We start from the raw sequence: 1,785 nt of genomic DNA, 5'->3' as shown, positions 1-1,785 counted from the left end.
GGGCGGCCTGGAAGGATGTGCACCATGCCCGCTCCCTACCCCCAGGAGTTCCGCGAAGATGTCGTGCGCGTGGCCCGATCCCGCGAGGCCGGCGTCACTCTCGCGCAGATCGCGAAGGACTTCGGCGTCCACGAGATGACGCTCCACAAATGGCTCCGCCAAGCCGACATTGACGACGGCAACCGCCCCGGCAAGAGCCGGGAGGATTCCACCGAGCTGCGCGATGCGCGCAAGCGGATCCGGCTGCTCGAGCAGGAGAACGAGGTCCTCCGCCGCGCAGCCGCCTACCTCTCCCAGGCGAACCTGCCGGGAAAATCTTCTACCCGCTCGTGAGTGAGCTCGCCGCTGACGGCATCCCCGTCACGGTGTCCCTGCGGGTCCTCAAAGCTCTCCCGCCAGCCCTACTACCGATGGCGGCACCAGCAGGTCACCAAGGCCGAGGTGGTCGAGGCATACCGGTCCAACGCGTTGCTGGACGCTCACCTCGACGACCCCGAGTACGGCTACCGGTTCCTGGTCGGCGAAGCGGCAGAAGCCGGTGAGCAGATGTGTGAGCGGACGGCGTGGAGGATCTGCCGGGACAACCAGTGGTGGTCCGTCTTCGGCAAGAGAGCACTGGACCGACGAGGGCAAGCTCTACCTCTGCGCCATCAAGGACGTGTTCTCCGGCCGGATCGTGGGCTACTCGATCAGCGACCGGATGAAGGCGCGCCTCGCGGTGAACGCCCTGGACAACGCGATATCCAGACGTCGCGACGCCGCTGGTTGCATCGTGCACTCCGACCGTGGATCGCAGTTCCGGTCACGGAAATTCGTGCACGCCCTGAACCGTCACCACCTCATCGGATCCATGGGCCAGGTCGGCGCTGCCGGCGATAACGCCGCGATGGAATCGTTCTTCGCACTGCTCCAAAAGAACGTCCTGGACCGCAAGCGGTGGCGAACTCGAGAAGAGCTGCGGATCGCGATCATCACCTGGATCGAACGTACCTACCACCGCCGTCGCCGACAGGCCCGCCTGGGCCGATTGACCCCCATCGAATACGAGACCATCATGAACCCGGCCGTGGACCTCGCGGCCTGAAACCCCAACTGTCACCTGTTCGTGCGGCAGTCCCCTCGGCTACCTCGCACCCGTCGACTACGCTCGGCAATGCACCCATCAATCGGAAACCGACGACTCGCACAGCGACCGGACCGAATGAAGGGGGCGGCCCAGCCTCCCCCGGCATCTCGGGGGAACGTTCACAGTGTTCTCACGCGAAGGGACGCTGCTGCACGACGCGGAGAAGAGGTGCCAGGCCGCCCCGCAACACCGCGCGGGTCCCAGGATCACCGAGAGGCTGCCGCCGAATTCGATGGCCGGGCCGAGTGATTCGACCCATGAGGGCGCCGGTCCCGGACTCACCCCCGAGGGGCGGAGCCGACATGCGGCGACGGCGCCACCCTCGCAAGGGTGACGCGTCGCTCGGCCGGGCTCGGCGATGCAGGCCCGCCACAGGTGGGCGTGGTGGTGATGGCCACGCCCACCTGTGGTCGCTCAGGAGCGGGCGAAGAACATCTGGTTGACGGACTTGTTCGCACCTTAGGCGGAGGTGGGGCGGGCGCCCTTGCCGAGCTCCCACGCGATCGTCACCGAGCGACCACGCGTGATGGAACGCAGGCGCGAACCGGTGTGCACGTCACCCACACGCGAGGACGTCTTGGCGTTGATCACGGCCATGACCTGCGCCTTGCTCGCGTCGGCGGGCACCCGCACCGTCACGAACTGCCAGTTGTTCGCGC

Annotated in this window: 1 protein-coding gene and 1 pseudogene; one reads left to right on the top strand and one right to left on the bottom strand. The window is 66.9% G+C overall.

Going from position 1 to position 1,785, the window contains the following annotated elements; all coding sequences use genetic code 11:
- Positions 1-24: 24 nt before the first annotated feature.
- Positions 25-1,084 (top strand): annotated as a pseudogene (locus AS25_RS02640) (IS3 family transposase).
- A gap of 501 nt (positions 1,085-1,585) precedes the next feature.
- Here the strand turns inward: AS25_RS02640 and AS25_RS14860 are convergent.
- Positions 1,586-1,785: hypothetical protein (locus AS25_RS14860; RefSeq protein WP_035961058.1), on the bottom strand; the 200-nt coding region annotated here is incomplete at its 5' end.

This window comes from Kocuria marina (genome assembly GCF_000786655.1).
Classification (GTDB): domain Bacteria; phylum Actinomycetota; class Actinomycetes; order Actinomycetales; family Micrococcaceae; genus Kocuria; species Kocuria marina_A.
Note: the sequence above shows the minus strand (reverse complement) of the source record. Positions and strands in the feature narration are given on the sequence as shown.